The sequence below is a fragment of the Sporolactobacillus laevolacticus DSM 442 genome, assembly GCF_000497245.1.
Classification (GTDB): domain Bacteria; phylum Bacillota; class Bacilli; order Bacillales; family Sporolactobacillaceae; genus Sporolactobacillus; species Sporolactobacillus laevolacticus.
The window spans coordinates 1-810 of sequence record NZ_AWTC01000007.1 but is presented as its reverse complement, the minus strand read 5'-3'; the positions used below and the strand labels follow the sequence as shown (position 1 = coordinate 810).

The following is an 810-nucleotide window of genomic DNA, read 5'->3' as shown; positions in this document are numbered from 1 at the left end:
AGATTTCAGATATGTCGTCCAGACATAATCAGGAACACGAATCGGTGAAATTTGATCCTGTTCCCCCCAAATGATTGTGGTCGGCACATCGCTTTTATGCAACGTCTCAAGCCAGCCTACTTCGAATTGTGAACGCTGATTGAGATATTGAATGACATCGTGTTGAACATTGGCTCCGTCCTGATAATCAAAGATGGAAGCGAGTGATGCGATTTCGTCAGAAGACAAGGTTTTCGAATACGTCAACGTTGCAAGAGCTTGCGCCAAGATCGTGCCGTTGAGATTGGAGGACAGGGCCGGGCCGGACACCGGATCGAGTAGCTGTATTTGAAGCTGCGTGAGTTGCGCCAATGGCAGATAGACATTGCCATTGGTGATGAAATGATGAGTAATCTGATATGGACATTCACTGTATTTCTGATACAGCGCCAGCAAGGCAAAGCCCACGGTGTCTCCTTTATCATGAGTGAACAGGGCAAACTTATCGAGCTTCAACACTTCTCGAACGACGTGATCCACCAAACGTGCGTCATCGTGGATGGAGTATACATATCCGTCTCGAGGCTTCGAAGAAAACCCGTAACCAGGTGTATCAATCGCACAGACGTAATAATCCTGACTCAATTCCTCGAACAACTCCCGAAAGTCAAAACTGCTTGTGGGATAACCATGAATGAAGAGAATGGCAGGATTGTCTATGTTACCTGCGCAAATTGTAAACACATCGAGAGGCCCAAAACGAGCATTTTCAGGCACTGTAGAAGTCCAAGTAGTGTATTTCCCTCTATCGGCCCACTCCTTTGCTAAATT

General features: G+C 46.4%; 1 protein-coding gene. It reads right to left on the bottom strand.

The features are described from left to right. On the bottom strand, positions 1-810 hold an 810-nt coding region (locus P343_RS27530; protein WP_023510050.1), incomplete at both ends, for an alpha/beta fold hydrolase.